The following is a 17,206-nucleotide window of genomic DNA, read 5'->3' on the forward strand; positions in this document are numbered from 1 at the left end:
AAGGGTGGGGGTGAGTCACACGCGCCGAGCTTGTGGCCCCACCCCACCCTAACCCTCCCCATCAAGGGGAGGGAATCGCATCGAGCAGGACCACGCCCATGGAAAAATTCTTCCGACGCAATTTCGCCGGCTATGCTTTCCTGGCGCCCTGGCTCATCGGCTTTTTCCTGCTCGCCATCGGCCCCATCCTGGCCTCGCTCTGGCTGAGCTTCACCAAATACAACATCGTCCGCCCACCCCAGTGGATCGGCCTCGACAACTATTTTTACATGTTCGAGCTCGATGACCGCTTCAAGAAGGCGCTGCAGGTCACCTTCACCTTCGTCGTCATCTCGGTGCCGGCAAAGCTCATCTTCGCCCTCGGCGTCGCCATGGCGCTCGACAAGGGCATTCGCGCCATCGGCTGGTATCGCGCCCTCTTCTACCTGCCCTCCATCCTGGGCGGCTCCATCGCCGTCGCCATCCTCTGGCGCCAACTCTTCAACTATGATGGCGTCGTCAATTCGGCCCTGCGCCTTGTCGGCCTCGACGGTCCCTATTGGCTGGCCGACCCCAAATATTCGCTCTGGACCCTCATTGTCCTGGCCGTCTGGCAGTTCGGCTCGCCCATGCTCATCTTCCTCGCCGGCCTGCGCGCCATTCCCACCGAGCTCTACGAAGCCGCCGAGATCGACGCCGCCGGCCCGGTGCGCAAATTCTTCGCCATCACCGTGCCCCTGCTCGCCCCCGTCATCTTCTTCAATCTGGTCCTGCAGATGATCGAAGCCTTCAAGAGCTTCTCGGGCGCCTTCATCATTTCCGGCGGCTCCGGCGCCCCGCTCGACAGCCTCCTCTTCTTCACCGTCTACCTTTACGAGGAAGCCTTCTCCTACCTCCGCATGGGCTATGCCTCCGCGCTCGCCTGGGTCCTGCTGCTGATCATCGCCGCCTTCACCGCCATCGCCTTCTGGACCTCCAAATACTGGGTCCACTACGAAAACGAGCGGGGCTGAACCATGACCGATACCGCCATCAGCACCACCGCCCTGACCGCGAAACAATACCGCGAAGCCCGCACACGCCGCGCCAAACGCGCCGGCCTGCTCAAGCACGTCTTCCTGATCCTGACCTCGCTGATCATGATCTACCCGCTGATCTGGATGGTCTCGGCTTCCTTCAAACCCGACAACCAGATTTTCGGCAGCCTCTCGCTCTGGCCCGCAACCTTCGATTGGGACAATTACGGCCAGGGCTGGACCGCCCTCTCGGTCAGCTTCACCCGCTTCTTCCTCAATTCCACCCTGGTGACCGTGCTCTCGGTCATCGGCAATGTCATCTCCTGCTCCTTCGCGGCCTATGCCTTCGCCCGCCTCGAATTTACCGGCAAGAATATGTGGTTCGCCTTGATGATGATGACGCTGATGGTGCCCTATCACGTCGTCCTCATCCCCCAATATCTGCTCTTTCTCAACCTGGGCTGGGTCAACACCTACCTGCCCCTCATCGTGCCCAAATTCCTCGCCGGCGAGGCCTTCTTCATCTTCCTGATGATCCAGTTCTTCCGCCAGCTCCCGCGCGAGCTCGACGAAGCCGCCATGATCGACGGCTGCTCACCCTTCAAGATCTACTGGGCCATCATCATGCCGCTATCGCTGCCGGCCATGGCCACCGCCGCCATTTTCAGCTTCATCTGGACCTGGGAGGATTTCCTGGGCCCGCTGGTCTATCTCAACAAGGTCGAGGACTACACCGTCCCCCTGGCCCTGCGCATGTTCCTCAGCCAGGACGGCGCCAGCCAGTATGGCCCCATGTTCGCCATGTCGATCCTCTCCATCCTGCCCATCTTCCTGTTCTTCCTCATCTTCCAACGCCTCATCATCCGCGGCATCGCCATGAGCGGGTTGAAATGAGCATAGATCGTTCTCGGACCACCGGATGTGCAGTCGACACCCTCCCCCTTGCGGGGAGGGATCAAGGGTGGGGGTGTTTAGCCCCGATATCAGGGCTCTCACACCCCCCTCCCAGCCTCCCCCGTCGAGGGGGAGGTGCCGCCCGGTGGCTAAACCCACATCCTGCCCCTCGCCTCAAGGACTAACCCCATGGCCTCAGTCACCCTCAGCGAAGTCCGCAAGGCCTATTCCGGCTTCGAGGTCATCCACGGCATTGATCTCGACATCCGCTCCGGCGAATTCCTCGTCCTGGTCGGCCCCTCCGGCTGCGGCAAGTCCACCCTGTTGCGCATGATTGCCGGCCTCGAAGACATCACCGACGGCACCATTTCCATCGGCGACCGCGTGGTCAACGACCTGCCCGCCTCCCAGCGCAACCTCTCCATGGTCTTCCAGTCCTACGCGCTCTACCCACACATGAGCGTGCGCAAGAATCTCGCCTTCGGCCTGGGCAACCTGCGCATGCCCAAACCCGAAATCGCCCGCCGCGTCGCCGAAGCGGCCAAAATCCTCCAGATCGAGGAACTGCTCGAGCGCAAGCCGCGCCAGCTTTCCGGCGGCCAGAAGCAGCGCGTCGCCATCGGCCGCGCCATCGTGCGCGAGCCCCAGCTTTTCCTCTTCGACGAACCGCTTTCCAATCTCGATGCCGAACTGCGCGTCCAGATGCGCGTCGAGCTCGCCGGCCTCTACCAGCGCCTGGGCACGACCATGATCTACGTCACCCACGACCAGATCGAGGCCATGACCATGGCCACCCGCATCGTCGTGCTCAACAAGGGCAATGTCGAACAGGTCGGCACCCCCTTCGAGCTCTACAATTTTCCACGCAATCTCTTCGTCGCCAGCTTCATCGGCTCCCCCCGCATGAACCTGCTGTCAGCCAGTGCCATCGATGGCAAAGCCGACATTCCCGGCCTCGGAACCATCGCCCTGCCCGAGGGCATCGAGGCCACCGGCCCCACCACCATCGGCCTCCGCCCAGAACAGCTCACCATCGATGCCACCGGTCCCCTTACCGTCACCGGCACCATCACCCTGGTCGAATATCTCGGCTCGGAAGTCTTCATCTATCTCCGCCTCGAAACCGGCCAGACCGTGCTGGTCAAGGCCCCCGGCAAATCCAGCCACCACAACGGCGAAAACCTCACCATCTCCCTCCACCCCGACGACGCCCACTATTTCGACGCCGAAGGCCAGCGCCTGGCCAAGGCGGGGGGAATGATGCCCCTCTACCTTCACCTCCATCGGCTCCTGCCCACCCTCCCCCTTGAGGGGAGGGTAGCGACGCTAGGCCCAAAGGGCCGTAGCAAAGCTGGGGAGGGGGTGGCGAAGTCGCATACTGCTACCAGCTTCGAGCAGCCCAAATGAGCGACCTCCTCACCCGCCTCCGCACCACCAGTCTCGCCACCCATGTCGGCGACCACCCCGCGCTCGCCGAATGGCAAACCGCCGACGTCGCCTTCGCGTCCTCCACCCCCCGCCTCGAAGCCCGCTACCACCAGGCCGTCAGCGAACTCTTCGATTGCATCAAACCCACCGAAGTCACCGGCCCCATCCTCCACGAGGGCGGCGTCTATCACGGCTGCTGGCTCGAAAGCACCGGCACCATCAATACCGAGCTGATGGCCCGCTTCCTGCCATCAGTCGCCGCCGAAACCTATGCCGCCTTCGCGACCCACCAGCGCGAAGACGGCCTCATCCCCTACAAGATCACCCAGACCGGCCCCGCCTTCGCCCAGATCCAGCTTGTCACCCCCTGGCGCGCTCCGTTTGGAACCACTACAGCCTCAACCACGACCGCGCCCACCTCGCCCGCCTATACGCCGCCATGGCCCGCTACGACGCCTGGCTCACCACCTACCGCGACACGCGCGGCACCGGCGGTGTCGAAGCCTTCTGCACCTACGACACCGGCCACGATCTCTCGGCCCGCTTCTGGCACGTCCCCGACAGCCCCTTCGGCAACGACCCCACCCGCTGCGATCCAGACAATCCCGTCCTGCCCTTTATCGCGCCGGACCTCACCGCCAATGTCATCTGCCAGCGCCTCTACCTCGCCCGCATTGCCGAGGAACTGGGCGAAGACCCCCAGCCCTGGCGCGACAAGGCGCAAGCCAGCCTCAAGGCCCTGTTCACGCACTGCTATGACCCCGACGATCATTTCTTCTATGACCGCGACCGCAACGGCACTCTGGTCCGCGTCCAGTCCGATGTCCTGCTCCGCGTCCTCGCCTGCGAGGTCGGCGACGACGCCTTCTTCGCCGAAGCCCTCAGCCGCTACCTGCTGAACACCGCCAAATTCTTCGCCAAATACCCCTTCACCTCCATGGCCCTGGACGATCCGCGCTTCGACCCCAGTTTCGGCCAGAACTCCTGGTCAGGCCCCTCCAACTTCCTCTCCATCATCCGCGCCGCCCACGCTTTCGAGCATCACCACCGCCATGTCGAGCTCACCTGGGCCCAGATGCCCGTGCTGTCAGCCCTCTTCGCCATGGACACTTTCCCGCAAACCCTGAGCCCCTTCACCGGCGCCCCCGGCTACACCGAAAAATACGCCCCCGCGATCCTGTGCCTCCTCGACATGGTCGAACGCCTCTGCGGCATCCTCCCCCGCCCCGACGGCACGCTCTGGTTCACCGGCCTCGTCCCCCGCGAAGCCACCCACCGCCACATCGACCACCACACCGCCTACCGCCGCAAAGTCGATGGCCACACCTTCGAACTGCTCAACGACGGCATCACAGCCACCCTCTACCGCGACGGCGAAAAGCGCTTCACCTTCCCCCACGGCACCCGCCTCACCACCGACCGCTCCAGCAAGCTCCAAGCCATCACCGGCATGGTCGCCCGCACGGTGACCGGCACGATCGAAACGCCAAACGGCAACCTCGATGTTTCCATCGGCCCCAACGAAGTGCAGAGCTTCCAGAACGGCCAACTGGCCACCACCCGCACGCCCGACCTCGTGCCGCCCACCTACGGCTAACTGTTCGCCACCCACCGGCCGTCACCCTCGGGCTTGACCCGAGGGCTCTTCACTTAATAACCGCCCGACAAGTACGGGGCCCTCGGGTCAAGCCCGAGGGTGACGTGTGGTGGTTGGGACTCGATCATCCTCCACCCACGGCACAGATTCCTCCCCCTGTCAGGGGGAGGCTAGGAGGGGGTACCCAACAGGGACTCCCTTCCCACCAACCCTGTGCCTTCCCCATCCACCGCCTTTCACGAATCGCCCCCGTCAATGCTAACAGTCTGCTAACCAATTCTTCCCTCGCGTGACTCCCGACTGACCGGGACGTATCCCGCCGTCAGGAGACCGGATGAAGGTAGCAATCGACATGGGCGCGACAACGGGCGCCGCGCCCGCCACGCTCGATCTCGAGGAGCTGCTGGCCACCCGTCTGCTGGTCCAGGGCAATTCGGGCTCCGGCAAGTCGCACCTGTTGCGGCGCCTGCTCGAACAATCCGCCCCCTGGGTGCAGCAATGCATCATCGACCCCGAAGGCGATTTCACAACGCTGTCAGAGCGTTACGGCCATACCGTCGTCGACGCTGACAGAACCGAGGCCGAACTGACCCGCATCGCCGCCCGCGTCCGCCAGCACCGCGTCTCGGTCGTGCTCAATCTCGAAGGCCTTGATGTAGAACAACAAATGCGCGCCGCCGCCGCCTTCCTCGGTGGCATGTTCGATGCCGACCGTGACTATTGGTACCCCGTCCTCGTCGTCGTCGACGAAGCCCAGCTCTTCGCCCCGGCCGCCGCCGGCGAAGTCAGCGACGAAGCCCGCAAGCTCTCGCTCGGCGCCATGACCAACCTCATGTGCCGCGGCCGCAAACGCGGCCTGGCCGGCGTCATCGCCACCCAGCGCCTCGCCAAGCTGGCCAAGAATGTCGCGGCCGAAGCCTCCAACTTCCTGATGGGCCGCACGTTTCTCGATATCGACATGGCCCGCGCCGCCGATCTGCTGGGCATGGAAAAGCGCCAGGCCGAACAGTTCCGCGACCTGGCCCGTGGCCATTTCGTCGCCCTCGGCCCCGCCATTTCCCGCCGGCCTCTGCCGGTCACCATCGGCGCCGTCGAAACTTCGGCCCGCTCCACCAGCCCCAAGCTGGTGCCGTTCGAAGCCCCGGTCGATGCCGCCGATCTCATCTTCACCGCCACGGCCGAAGAGCAGGTCCGCCCGGTGGTCCGCCGCCCCGCGCCGCCCCCGCCACCCTCGACCAATGAGCTGCTGGCCCAGCTCTCCCGCACCCGTCCGCCCGCCGAAGAAGCCCCGCAAAGCCTCTTCCCCGAAATCGACGAAGCCGAGCGCGACCGCCAGATCGACGCCATCATGGCCGAACTACTCGGCGACCCCGATGCCAGCTTCCGCACCGTCGCCGTGCTCTATCAGGATTTCCTGGTGCGCTGCCGCATTCGCCGCGTCCCCGGCGAGCCGCCCGCTTTGCCGGCCTTCAAGCGCCGCCTCGCCGTCGCCCGCGTCGCCCCCGATACCGAAACCGCCCAGTCCGATGGCTGGCAACAGGCCCTCTCCCTGTCCGAAACCCTGACCGACGACGTGCAGGGCGTCTTCCTCGTCCTGGCCCAGGCCGCGCTCACCTCAGCCCCCTGCCCCTCCGACGCCACCCTGGCCCGCCTCTACGGCACCCATTCCGCCAGCCGCGCCCGGCGCCTTTTGACCTGGTTCGAGGAACGCGGCCTCCTCGTCGTGCGCCTCGATTTCCGCAACAACCGCGTCGTCGCCTTCCCCGATCTCGATGCCGAAACCGCCCCCGGCGACCCCAACGGCCCCGACGCCATGGCAGAAGAACGCGGCGCCGCAGAGTGATGTTGCCAGGGATGCCGCACCCTCTCGTCCCACCCACTGCACGTCACCCTCGGGCTTGACCCGAGGGCTCTGCACTGACTCACAAAGTGAAACACCCTCGGGTCAAGCCCGAGGGTGACGATCTATGTGTAGGATGTGTTGTGGTGCGACCCCTCAATCGTCCTCGACAAACACTTCCGCACGCTTCCGCCTGATGCTCGGCAGCACCGCGATCAGCACGGCCAGCAGTGCCAGGCCCAGCAGTGTTGCCGAGATCGGCCGGTGCAGGAAGATCATCGGATCGCCGCGCGAGATGATCATCGCCCGCCGCAAATGCTCTTCCAGCAATGGCCCCAGCACGAAGCCCAGCAGCAGCGGCGCCGGCTCGCAGCCGAAACGGATCAGCAGGTAGCCGAGGATGCCGAAAAAGGCGATCGCGTAGATGTCGTAGATGTTCTGGTTGATCGAGAAGGTCCCGATACAGGCGAACAGCACGATAGCCGGGAACAGCACGCGATAGGGGATGGACAGCATCTTCACCCACAACCCCACCAGCGGCAGGTTGAGGATGACCAGCAGCAGGTTGCCCACCCACATCGAGGCGATGATGCCCCAGAACAAAGCCGGCTGCTCGTTGATCACATTCGGGCCGGGCGTGATGCCCTGCAGGATGAACGCCCCGATCATCAGTGCCATGACGGGATGGGCCGGAATGCCCAGCGTCATCAGCGGGATGAACGACGTCTGCGCCGCCGCATTATTGGCCGATTCCGGTCCGGCCACGCCCTCGATGGCGCCATGCCCAAACTCTTCGGGCGTTTTGGAGAGCCGCTTTTCCGCCGAATAGGAGGCGAAGGACGACAGGATATGCCCGCCCCCCGGCAACACGCCCAGCACCGAGCCGAGCACCGTACCGCGCAGGATGGGTGCAATCACCCGCTTGATGTCGTCACGGGTGAGCCAGAGGTTTTTCACCGCCGTAACGCCCACCTCGCGCTCTTTCTCGTTTTCGAGATTGCGCAGGATTTCGGCGACGCCGAACACGCCCACCGCCACCGCCACGAAGTTGAGGCCCCCGAACAGTTCGCGCACCCCGAAGGTAAAGCGCGGCGTGCCGGTATAGATATCCTGGCCCACCATGCCCAGCAGCAGCCCGAGCACGATCATGCCCAGCGCCTTGAGAATGGAACCATGTGCCAGCGCGATGGAAACCAAAAGGCCCAGCACGATCAGCGAGAAATATTCCGGCGCCCCGAAATTGAGCGCTGCCCGCGCCAAGGGGGGCGCGAAAAAGGCCAGCAGCAGCGTTGCCACCGAACCGGCGAAAAACGAGCCGATGGCCGCCGCGGCCAAAGCCGGCCCGGCCCGGCCCTGGCGGGCCATCTGGTAGCCGTCGATGGCCGTCACCGCCGCCGAACTCTCCCCCGGCAGGTTGATCAGGATGGCCGTGGTCGAGCCGCCATATTGCGCGCCGTAATAGATGCCGGCCAGCATGATCAGTGCCGTTTCCGCATTAAGCGAAAAGGTGATGGGCAGCAGCATGGCGATGGTGGCCGTCGGCCCGATGCCGGGCAGCACGCCCACCAGCGTGCCCAGCAGCACGCCGATGAAACAGTAGAGGATATTGACCGGGTCGAGCGCGACCGAAAAGCCGAGGGCGAGAGACGAAATCAGGTCCATTTATTATCTCCGGCCTAGAAGCGCAGCCACGGGCCGATCCAGGGCACCAGCAGCCCCAGTCCAACCACGAAGATCAACATGCACAACACGCACAGGCCCACGCTGATCACCAGCGCCGAAAGCAGTGAATTGCGGCTGCTCGACAAAGCCGTCGCCAGCCCCGAGATCAGCACGACGGGAATGAAGCCCAGCCCGCGAATGGTGGCAGCAAAGAAAATGATCGTGCCCAGCACCAGCACAATGCCGCGCCATGGCCAGGCCGGGGGTGCCTCGGCATCGGGCTTGCCGAAGCCGGTCGCCGCCACCGCCACGCCCAGCGCCACCAATATGCCGCCGAGCACTACGGGCATGAAGCCCGGGCCCATGCGGAAGGGCGTGCCGAAATCGTATTTCATGGCCTCGAGTGCAAAATAGCCCCCAAGGGCTACGAATATCGCCCCCGAGGCGAGGTCGTTCCGCGAAGCATTGAGTGCCATCTTTTCCCTCCCTGTGGGAGACCCCCGGCCCGTCGGCCGGAGATCTCTGGCTTGGTCCTGTCGCTTACTGCGCCGCAACGCCGGCGGCAGCGATCACCTCGCCCCACAATGCGATCTGGCCTTCGAGCTTCTGCTTCAGTGCCGCCGGAGTGGCCTGGTCGGCCGGCACCGGATAGGTGCCCAGTTCGGCAAAGCTGTTGCCCACGTTTTCGTCGGCCAGGGCCTTCTGCAGCGACGCGCTCAGCCGGTCGATGATGGCCTGGTCAGTGCCGGCAGGCGCATAGAGCCCATGCCAGATGGCCAGGTTGAAGTTGTCCAGCCCGCCTTCATCCAGCGTCGGCAGGTCAGGCAGCACGGCGATGCGCTCGGGCGTCGTCACTGCATAGGCCTTGATTTCGCCGGCCAGGATCTGGCTCGTCGTATTGGTGGTCTGGTCGCACATCATGTCGATCTGGCCGCCCAGCAGGTCGGTCATGGCCGGGCCGGTACCCTGATAGGGCACTTCGGTCATCTTGGTGTCGAGCGCGTCCATGAACAGCAGGCCGCAGAGCTGGCTGGCCGCACCGATGCCGGCATTGGCATAGGTGATGTCCTCGCCCTTTTCCTTCACATAGGCGATGAGGTCTTCCAGCGTTGCCGGCTCGAAATCCTTGCGCGCCACGATGGTCATCGGCACTTCGGTCACCAGCCCGATCGGCGCGAAGTCGGCGATCGGGTCATAGGGCAGGCTGGCATAGAGCGCCGGGGCGGTCGACATGCCGATATGGTGCAGCAGCAGCGTATAGCCGTCCGCATTGGCGGCAGCCACCTGGCCGGCGCCCAGCGTACCGCCGGCGCCGCCGACATTCTGCACCACCACCTGCTGGCCCAGATCCTCGCTCATCGCGGCGGCAACCAGGCGCGTCACCGTATCGGTGGGGCCACCGGCCGAGAACGGCACCACAATGGTCACCGGCTGGGTCGGGTAGTCCTGCGCCACGGCCACGGCCGCAGTCAGTGCCGAACCGGCCACAAGGCCCGCAGCCAGGATTTTAACGAAGCTCTTCATTGAGTCTGTCCTCCCATATTACTTTTGATCCCGGCTTCTCCGCCGGGTCGAAACCACCAATGCAAGCTGCGTGCCACGCACCATACGCAAGGCTGATATGCTATTTTCCGCGAGCATGCTAAGCGTTTCGGCAAGAAATTGCTCATTGCACCGGCTGCCATCGGCAATTTCTTGCCAATGGCCGTGTTGTGGCCGGGAAAGGCGCCTGTGACGATAAGAGCACCCCTGCGGAACTGGTTCGGCCGGCGCCACCTGACTGCCACGGGCATCGGCCTGGTCGCGGTCATGCTGGTGGCCTGGGTGGCCTTCGAGATGACCCTCAACGCCACCATTCTCGATACCCGCGAGCAGGCCCAGCGGCGCCTCGCTCTGTTCGAGCGCACGCTGGAAGCCATCATCGAGCGCTTCCACTATCTGCCCGTGGCCATTTCACAGGCCCGCGAAACCCGCATGGCCCTCACCGATCCGGACGATCCGGCCGCCGTCGAAGCCGCCAACGGCTTTCTCTCCAAGCTCAACGAAACCGCCGGTGCCGGCGAAATTTTCCTCATGGAAGACAATGGCGCAGTGGTTGCCGCCAGCAATTGGTGGACACTGACCAGCCTGGTCGGCACCAATTATTCCTTCCGCCCCTATTTCGCCGACGCCATGCGCTTCGGCCAGGCCGAATATTATGCCTTCGGCATTTCCACCAGCGTGCCGGGCTATTTCCTCTCCCAGCGCGTCGATGGCCCCGATGGCCCGCTGGGCGTGGCCGTTACCAAGATCAACCTGGGCGAGATCGAAGCCGCCTGGTGGCGCTCGGGCGAGCTGATCGGCATTGTCGATCTCAACGACGTGGTGATCCTCTCCACCCGCCCGGACTGGCGCTACCGGCCGCTGCAGACCATTCCGCGCTCACGCGTCGAAGCCATTTCCAGCCAGCTGCGCTATGGCGAGAATGGCGTCGACAATGCCGGCATCATCACCGATCGCTGGTTCTCGCGCGGCGCCGAATTCGCCCTGCTGTCGGGCACCAATCCCGAAACATCGGGCTATTTCGTGCTGCAGGAACTGCGCCTGCCAAAACATGGCTGGGAACTGCTGTCCTTCACCCCGCTGGCCCCGCTCTATGGCGTCGCCTGGACTGCCGCGGCCGCCGCCGGCCTCGGCGCCGCAGCCCTTCTCCTCATCGTCGTGCTGCTGGTGCAGCGCCAGCGCATCGTCGCCCAGCGCCTCGCCGATCATGAGCGGCTCGAACAGCGCGTCGCCGAGCGCACTGAAGACCTGCATATCGCCAATGAGGCCCTGCGCGAGGAAATCGCCGAGCGCATCCGCGCCGAAAAGGCCGAGCGCGAAGCCCAGCACGGCCTGGTGCAGGCCGCCAAGATGGCCAGCCTCGGCCAGGCTTTGGCCGGCGTCGCCCACGAGGTCAGCCAGCCCGTCGCCGCGCTCACCACCCATCTGGCCAGCGCCAAGCTTATTGCCAGCCGCCGTGACGATGCCGACGTCACCACCATCCTCTCCACCATGGACAAGGTGGTCGACCGCCTTGCGGCCCTTACCGGCCACCTCAAGACCTTTGCCCGCAAGGAGACTCGCGTCGAAATGCGGGCCGACCTCGCCACGGTCATCGCCAATGCCCTCGATCTGGTCGATCACAAGCTGCGGGCCTTCGGCGTGGATGTCGAATATCGCCGCCCCGGCCCGCTCATGGTCACGGGCAATCCCGTTCATCTCGAACAGGTGCTGATCAACCTCATTGCCAACGCCGCCGACGCCATGGAGCACAGCGCCGTGCGCGTGCTCTCCATCGGGGTCGCCAGGGCCGCTACCACCGTCGAAATCGCCGTGTCCGACACCGGCTCGGGCATCCCCGCCTCCGAACTCTCCAACCTGTTCGACCCCTTCTATTCCACCAAGCAAGCCGGTCGCGGCCTGGGCCTGGGCCTTTCCATTTCCTACGGCCTTATCCGCGACATCGGCGGCGCCATCACCGTCGACAGCCGCCCCGGCAAGGGCAGCACCTTCACCGTACGTCTGCCTTTGGCTGTCCAATCCACCCCGATCAGAGAAACCACTGCATGACCAACCCTTCCGTTCTCATCGTCGATGACGAGGAAATGGTGCGTACTGCCCTCGAACAATGGCTGCGCCTGTCGGGCTTCACGACCCATGTCGCTACCAGCGCCACCGAAGCCCTGGTCCTGCTCGACGACATCCATCCCCAGGTCATCCTGACCGATGTCCGCATGCCGGGTCTCTCCGGCCTCGACCTGCTGCGCAGCGTGCATGAACGCGCCATGGCCAGCGAAGTCATCCTCATCACCGGCCATGGCGATGTGCCCATGGCGGTCGAAGCCATGCGATCAGGCGCCTTCGATTTCCTGCAAAAGCCCTATGTGCCCGACCAGTTGGTCAAGACCCTGCGCCGCGCCGCCGAACAGGCGGGCCTCAGGCGCGAAGTCGCCGACCTGCGCCGCAAGCTCGATGGCGGCGAAGCCGAGCTCGCCACCCGCCTCGTCGGTTCCTCCCGCGTCATGGAAGACCTGCGCCGCGCCGTGCGCGAACTGGCCTCCATCCCCACCGATGTCATTATCCTGGGCGAAACCGGCACCGGCAAGGAAGTCGTCGCACGCTGCCTGCACGATTTCTCGCCCCGCTCAAAAGGCCCCTTCGTCGCCGTCAACTGCGCCGCCATCCCGGCCGAGCTGATCGAATCCGAACTGTTCGGCCACGAAGCCGGCGCCTTTACCGGCGCCTCCGGCCAGCGCGTCGGCAAGTTCGAATTCGCCAATGGCGGCACGCTGCTGCTCGACGAAATCGAATCCATGCCGCTCCTGGCCCAGGCCAAGGTGCTCCGCGTCATCCAGGAGCGTGTGGTCGAACGCGTCGGCTCCAACAAGCAGATCCCGCTCGACCTGCAGATCGTCGCCGCCTCCAAGGTCGATCTCGCCGCCGAAAGCGAAGCCGGCCGCTTCCGCGCCGACCTCTATTACCGGCTCAACCTCGCCACCATCCACCTCGCCCCCCTGCGCGATCGCGGCGAGGACAGTGTGCTGCTGTTCCATCATTTCCTGGGCATGGCCGCCCAGCGCTTCAACAAGCCCGCGCCGCAACTGCACCCCGCCGACATCAATGCCCTGCTGGTCCACACCTGGCCTGGCAATATCCGTGAACTCAAGGCCGCCGCCGACCGCTTCGCGCTGGGCCTCGACGCTACCGGCCGCTCGCTCGACACCATCCTCGGCCCCAAGGCCAGGCCCCTCTCCTCGTCAGCCAGCCTCGCCGACCGCGTCGCCGCCTACGAACGCCACGTCATCGAAGCCGAACTGGCACGACACGGCGATTCCATCGCGGCGGTCGTGGATGCGCTACAGGTGCCGAGGCGCACGCTGAGCGAAAAAATGACAAGGCTGGGGGTGCGCCGATAGGCACCGACGCGACCCACCCACCGGGCCACCCCTCGCCCCTCGTGGGAGAGGGTGATTTTTGCGGCGTTCAGCCGGAAAATCGGGTGAGGGGGTTTCTCCGCTTGCGACGCACCCTAGCCCACCAGCTCCACCCGAAACCCATACCGCCCCGTCGCCCCCGGCCCGAGCACATCCCCATACGGCCGCTCGCTCAGCTCATCGCTGCCACCAACCTCCGCCGCCGTCCCATGCCACGGCTCGAGACAAACAAACTCCGCCCCCGCCTTCGACCACAGCGCAAAATTCGGCAAATTCTCCCAGGTAAACCGCACCGCCTTGTCACCCGCCGCATAGGTCAGCCCGGCTCCCGCCCCCTCGGGAAACAACATGGCATCAGCCGCGAACAGCCCATGCTCCAGCACCAATTCCCCCGCCCTGAACGGCGAAGCCAGCCGCTCCTTCTGCACCAGTCCGCCCGATAGCCGCACCAGCTCCGGCTCCCCGCCATTATCCAGCACCACCCGGTGCTCCAGCCCAGCGCAGCCGGGCAGCGGCCACACAAAAGCCGGATGAAACCCGATGCCGAACGGCATCGGCCGATGATCCCGATTGGTCACTTCCGCCGTGACACTCACCCCGCGCCCCTCGACGCGATGCTCCAGCTCCAGCAGGAAATCGAACGGAAAGATCGAATGGCTCGCCTGCCCCGCCCGCAGCGCCATCCGGCAGAAATCCGCCCGGCTTTCGACCAGTTCGAACTCGCTGCGCCGCGCAAAGCCGTGCTGCCCCATCGGATAGCGGACCCCCTCGATCCGCACATGATCATCCGGCGCCCGGCCCACGATCGGAAACAGCACCGGCGACCGCCCACCCCAGAATGCCGCATCGCCGTCCCACAGCCAGTCCTGCCCATCGCTGGTCACGATCGACTGCATCTCCGCCCCCAGCGGAGAAACCTCGATACTCACCTGCCCATTGCCGATGCGGATACTGCTCATGCCAAGCTCCTGAACCACGCTCCACCTCTATCAACACCAATGGCTCTTTCCCACCCTCCCCCTTGAGGGGAGGGCAGCGTCGCTAGGCCCATCGGGCCGTAGCAGAGCTAGGGAGGGGGTGTCGGACGGTCCACAAACATTTGCGTCGGTGGAGAACTCGACACCCACCCTCGATCCCTCCCCTCAAGGGGAAGGGAGGCGATGAATACTGGCATCGCAGCCGCCCCCTTGCCCAAACCCCTTCCTTCCGCCAAACACCTCCCATGTCCTTGCCGCCGCTCCCCATCGACGACGCCCTGCCGGCCCTGCAATCGGCGCTGGCCGCCGGGCCATATGCCGTCCTCGTCGCCCCGCCCGGTGCCGGCAAGACCACCCGCGTGCCCCTCGCCCTCCTCGCCGCCCCCTGGCGCGAAGACCGCCGCATCATCATGCTCGAACCGCGCCGCCTCGCCGCCCGCGCCGCCGCCGCGCAGATGGCCCGCCTGCTGAGCGAAGAGGTCGGCCAGACCGTCGGCTACCGCGTCCGCATGGACAGCAAGGTCTCCGCCCGCACCCGCATCGAGATCGTCACCGAGGGCGTCTTCACCCGCATGCTGCTGGACGATCCCGAGCTGTCCGGCGTAGCCGCCGTGCTGTTCGACGAATTCCACGAACGCAGCCTCGATGGCGATCTGGGCCTCGCCCTCACGCTCGACGCAGCAGCGCTCCGCCCCGATCTGCGCGTCCTGGTCATGTCCGCCACGTTAGATGGCGCCCGCGTTTCCCGCCTGCTCGGCGACGCCCCGGTCATCGAAAGCCTTGGTCGCGCCTTCCCGGTCGAAACCATAAGCCGCGAGCCCGATCCCCTGCAGCGCCTCGAAGACCAGGTGGCCAATGCCATCCTGGCCGCCCTGCGCGAACACGAAGGCTCCGCCCTCGTCTTCCTCCCCGGCCAGGGCGAAATCACCCGCGTGGCCGAACGCCTCGCTACCCGCGTCCCCACCAATGTCGACATCGCCCCGCTCTACGGCCAGCTCACGCCATCCGAGCAGGACCGCGCCATCCGCCCCGCCGAACCCGGCCGCCGCAAAGTCGTCCTCGCCACTTCTATCGCCGAAACCTCCCTCACCATCGACGGCGTCCGCATCGTCATCGACAGCGGCTTCCGCCGCGTCCCGGTCTACGAACCCGATACCGGCCTCACCACGCTCGCCACCCGTCGCGTCTCCCGCGCCGCGGCCGACCAGCGCCGCGGCCGCGCCGGCCGCACCAGTCCGGGTGTCGCCATCCGCCTGTGGAATGCCGGCCAGACATCAGCGCTCGACCCCTTCGACACGCCGGAAATCCTCGCCGCCGACCTCGCCGGCTTCGCCCTCGACCTGGCCACTTGGGGCATCACCGACCCGTCCGCGCTGCCCTTCCTCGATCCCCCGCCCGTCCCCGCCTGGGTCGAAGCCATCGCCCTGCTCAAGTCGCTGGACGCGCTCGATCCCGCCGGTCGCATCACCGCCGAAGGCAAGGCCCTCGCCCGCCTGCCGCTGCATCCGCGCCTCGCCCATATGGTCGTCGCCGCTGCCGCCGAAGACGATGCGCTCACCGCTGCCACCCTCGCCGTCCTCATCGCCGAGCGCGGCCTCGGCGGCGATGGCACCGACCTCGCCCACCGCCTCGACCGCTTCCGCACCGACCGCAGCAAGCGCGCCGAGGATGCCCGCGGCCTTGCCCGACGCTGGGCGGGAGCAAACCACAAGAAAACCACAGGCAATCTCCCTGCCGGCCACCACCTCGCTCGCGCCTTTCCCGACCGTGTTGCGCAGGCCACCGGCCGCGGCAAATTCCGCCTCGTCAACGGCCGTCAGGCCAGCCTGGACGAAACCGACGCCCTCGCCGCATCGCCCTTCCTTGTCGTCACCGACCTCACAGGCGCCGCCGCCGCCAGCCGCATCCGCGCCGCCGCCGCCCTCGACCGCTCTGACCTCGAAACCCTCTTCGCCCGCCACATCACCGAGCGGGAAATCCTCAGCTTCGACCCCGCCTCCGCCAGCATCCGCGCCCGCCGCCAGCGCCAGCTCGGCGCCATCAGGCTGGCCGACGATCCCGTCGCCGTCACCGATCTCGACCAGGCCGCCCCCATCCTGGCCGAAGCCGCCCTGCGCCGCCCGGAAGCCCTGCTTTGGAGCAAGGACCAGAAGGCCCTCCGCGCCCGCGCCACCTATCTCCACGAAACCCTTGGCGCCCCCTGGCCCGACCTCTCCGACACCGCCCTCGCCGCCGATCCGGCCTGGCTCGAGCCGCACATATCAGGCGAAACCCGCCTCGCCGCCATCACCGCCGCCCATCTCGGCAATGCCCTCGATACCTTCCTGCCCTGGCCCCAGCGCCAGGAAATCGACAAGTTCCTCCCCAGCCACTTCACCGCCCCCTCAGGCAGCCATCTCCCCATCGACTATGCCGCCGAAAACGGCCCGGCGCTGGAAATCCGCGTACAGGAACTCTTTGGCCTCGACCGTCACCCGTCCGTGGCCGGCGGCAAGGTGCCCCTCCTGCTCATCCTGCTCTCCCCCGCCCACCGCCCCATCCAGACCACGCGCGACCTGCCCGGCTTCTGGCGCGGCTCCTGGAAAGATGTCGCCAAGGATTTGAAGGGCCGCTATCCCCGCCATTTCTGGCCCGACGACCCTGTCCATGCCGCCGCAACGGCTCGCGCCAAGCCGCGCGGAACCTGATCGATCCGCTGCCCTCCGCTATCGCACGGGCATGCCCTCAAAGGGCATCGGGGTACGGGGCAGCGGAAGATTCAGCCCGTTGGGCCTCGGCTTGACATAGCATTGCGGCTTGAGACGGATTTCATATCGTTCGCAATATTCCGCCCTGTGCCCGCCATTGGTCCCCCATAT

At 65.7% G+C, this 17,206-nt stretch carries 12 protein-coding genes; 8 read left to right on the plus strand and 4 right to left on the minus strand.

Annotated features, from left to right (window positions below; all coding sequences use genetic code 11):
• Window positions 1-98 precede the first annotated feature (98 nt).
• The 5 genes from FPZ08_RS12540 to FPZ08_RS12560 all read left to right on the plus strand — a co-directional run bounded on the left by FPZ08_RS12540 (window position 99) and on the right by FPZ08_RS12560 (window position 6,757).
• A complete protein-coding gene (locus FPZ08_RS12540; RefSeq protein ID WP_146290335.1) occupies window positions 99-992 on the plus strand; it encodes a carbohydrate ABC transporter permease in 894 nt (297 codons plus the stop codon).
• 3 nt (window positions 993-995) lie between these two features.
• The gene (locus FPZ08_RS12545) at window positions 996-1,889 is read left to right on the plus strand and encodes a carbohydrate ABC transporter permease (RefSeq protein WP_146290336.1); all 894 of its coding nucleotides are present in this window, start codon (window positions 996-998) and stop codon (window positions 1,887-1,889) included.
• Between the two features lie 189 nt (window positions 1,890-2,078).
• A complete protein-coding gene (locus FPZ08_RS12550) occupies window positions 2,079-3,296 on the plus strand; it encodes an ABC transporter ATP-binding protein (protein WP_146290337.1) in 1,218 nt (405 codons plus the stop codon).
• 70 nt (window positions 3,297-3,366) lie between these two features.
• Window positions 3,367-4,914, plus strand: coding sequence for an MGH1-like glycoside hydrolase domain-containing protein (locus FPZ08_RS12555; RefSeq protein ID WP_425457541.1), 1,548 nt, complete (start codon window positions 3,367-3,369; stop codon window positions 4,912-4,914).
• Between the two features lie 334 nt (window positions 4,915-5,248).
• Window positions 5,249-6,757: a helicase HerA domain-containing protein gene (locus FPZ08_RS12560; protein ID WP_146290338.1), complete on the plus strand. Its 1,509-nt coding sequence runs from the start codon at window positions 5,249-5,251 to the stop codon at window positions 6,755-6,757.
• Window positions 6,758-6,910: 153 nt separating this feature from the next.
• On the opposite strand, the gene FPZ08_RS12565 is transcribed toward FPZ08_RS12560, so the two are convergent.
• The 3 genes from FPZ08_RS12565 to FPZ08_RS12575 all read right to left on the minus strand — a co-directional run bounded on the left by FPZ08_RS12565 (window position 6,911) and on the right by FPZ08_RS12575 (window position 9,940).
• On the minus strand, window positions 6,911-8,416 hold the full coding sequence (locus FPZ08_RS12565; RefSeq protein ID WP_146290339.1) for a tripartite tricarboxylate transporter permease: 1,506 nt from the start codon (window positions 8,414-8,416) through the stop codon (window positions 6,911-6,913).
• A 14-nt stretch (window positions 8,417-8,430) separates the two neighbouring features.
• Complete coding sequence (locus tag FPZ08_RS12570; protein ID WP_146290340.1) at window positions 8,431-8,892, minus strand: tripartite tricarboxylate transporter TctB family protein; 462 nt, start codon at window positions 8,890-8,892, stop codon at window positions 8,431-8,433.
• Between the two features lie 64 nt (window positions 8,893-8,956).
• Window positions 8,957-9,940, minus strand: coding sequence for a tripartite tricarboxylate transporter substrate-binding protein (locus FPZ08_RS12575; RefSeq protein WP_146290341.1), 984 nt, complete (start codon window positions 9,938-9,940; stop codon window positions 8,957-8,959).
• A 207-nt stretch (window positions 9,941-10,147) separates the two neighbouring features.
• Here FPZ08_RS12575 and FPZ08_RS12580 point away from each other — a divergent pair, with 207 nt between their 5' ends.
• Window positions 10,148-12,007 carry a sensor histidine kinase gene (locus FPZ08_RS12580; RefSeq protein WP_186766977.1) on the plus strand — a complete coding sequence of 620 codons (1,860 nt, stop codon included), beginning with the start codon at window positions 10,148-10,150 and terminating at the stop codon, window positions 12,005-12,007.
• Window positions 12,004-13,353: a sigma-54-dependent transcriptional regulator gene (locus FPZ08_RS12585; RefSeq protein WP_146290343.1), complete on the plus strand. Its 1,350-nt coding sequence runs from the start codon at window positions 12,004-12,006 to the stop codon at window positions 13,351-13,353. The genes FPZ08_RS12580 and FPZ08_RS12585 overlap by 4 nt, the downstream gene beginning before the upstream one ends.
• Before the next feature lie 113 nt (window positions 13,354-13,466).
• Here the strand turns inward: FPZ08_RS12585 and FPZ08_RS12590 are convergent, their stop codons facing one another.
• Window positions 13,467-14,330: an aldose 1-epimerase family protein gene (locus FPZ08_RS12590; protein ID WP_146290344.1), complete on the minus strand. Its 864-nt coding sequence runs from the start codon at window positions 14,328-14,330 to the stop codon at window positions 13,467-13,469.
• 263 nt (window positions 14,331-14,593) lie between these two features.
• On the opposite strand from FPZ08_RS12590, the gene hrpB reads away from it, so the two are divergent.
• Window positions 14,594-17,035 (plus strand): ATP-dependent helicase HrpB, encoded by a 2,442-nt coding sequence (hrpB, locus tag FPZ08_RS12595; RefSeq protein ID WP_146290345.1) that lies wholly within the window; start codon window positions 14,594-14,596, stop codon window positions 17,033-17,035.
• Window positions 17,036-17,206 lie beyond the last annotated feature (171 nt).

This window comes from Devosia ginsengisoli, assembly GCF_007859655.1.
Taxonomy (GTDB): domain Bacteria; phylum Pseudomonadota; class Alphaproteobacteria; order Rhizobiales; family Devosiaceae; genus Devosia; species Devosia ginsengisoli.

Excerpts from the sequence above, each read along its gene's own strand:
- FPZ08_RS12540 (WP_146290335.1), top strand. The coding sequence starts at position 99 with ATGGAAAAATTCTTCCGACGCAATTTCGCCGGCTATGCTTTCCTGGCG.
- FPZ08_RS12545 (WP_146290336.1), top strand. The coding sequence starts at position 996 with ATGACCGATACCGCCATCAGCACCACCGCCCTGACCGCGAAACAATAC.
- FPZ08_RS12550 (WP_146290337.1), top strand. The coding sequence starts at position 2,079 with ATGGCCTCAGTCACCCTCAGCGAAGTCCGCAAGGCCTATTCCGGCTTC.
- FPZ08_RS12555 (WP_425457541.1), top strand. The coding sequence starts at position 3,367 with ATGGCAAACCGCCGACGTCGCCTTCGCGTCCTCCACCCCCCGCCTCGA.
- FPZ08_RS12560 (WP_146290338.1), top strand. The coding sequence starts at position 5,249 with ATGAAGGTAGCAATCGACATGGGCGCGACAACGGGCGCCGCGCCCGCC.
- FPZ08_RS12565 (WP_146290339.1), bottom strand. The coding sequence starts at position 8,416 with ATGGACCTGATTTCGTCTCTCGCCCTCGGCTTTTCGGTCGCGCTCGAC.
- FPZ08_RS12570 (WP_146290340.1), bottom strand. The coding sequence starts at position 8,892 with ATGGCACTCAATGCTTCGCGGAACGACCTCGCCTCGGGGGCGATATTC.
- FPZ08_RS12575 (WP_146290341.1), bottom strand. The coding sequence starts at position 9,940 with ATGAAGAGCTTCGTTAAAATCCTGGCTGCGGGCCTTGTGGCCGGTTCG.
- FPZ08_RS12585 (WP_146290343.1), top strand. The coding sequence starts at position 12,004 with ATGACCAACCCTTCCGTTCTCATCGTCGATGACGAGGAAATGGTGCGT.
- FPZ08_RS12590 (WP_146290344.1), bottom strand. The coding sequence starts at position 14,330 with ATGAGCAGTATCCGCATCGGCAATGGGCAGGTGAGTATCGAGGTTTCT.
- hrpB (WP_146290345.1), top strand. The coding sequence starts at position 14,594 with ATGTCCTTGCCGCCGCTCCCCATCGACGACGCCCTGCCGGCCCTGCAA.